Source organism: Rhizobium sp. SVR5-9E, from assembly GCF_056755095.1.
Map to the genome: position 1 here is coordinate 1 of NZ_JBNDHS010000673.1, position 241 is coordinate 241.

The 241-nt window shown below is 58.1% G+C and carries 1 protein-coding gene; it reads right to left on the reverse strand.

Annotated elements, in window-relative coordinates; all coding sequences use genetic code 11:
• Positions 1–37 precede the first annotated feature (37 nt).
• A partial coding sequence (locus ACPYOJ_RS36505; RefSeq protein ID WP_481420556.1) for a hypothetical protein occupies positions 38–241 on the reverse strand: 204 nt, incomplete at its 5' end.

Consider the following 241-nt stretch of genomic DNA (forward strand, 5'->3'; position numbering starts at 1 on the left):
ATCCGGAACGCTTCAGCGGTTCGGCTGTGAACTTCCTTCAGGTGAAGAAGTTCAACTCGGTCGAGTAGGCGGAGGTCTCTCCGCTCAGCGATCTTGGAAGCCTGTTCGGCTTCCAGTCAATCTCAAGCATGACATCAGATCGAGGGCCGTCGATCCGCAAGGCATCGGCTGGGCAATCCCGCACCGACGTATCGATGAGATAGCTGCAGTCAACGCCGCTGTTGCCCGCGGGTGACAGTAC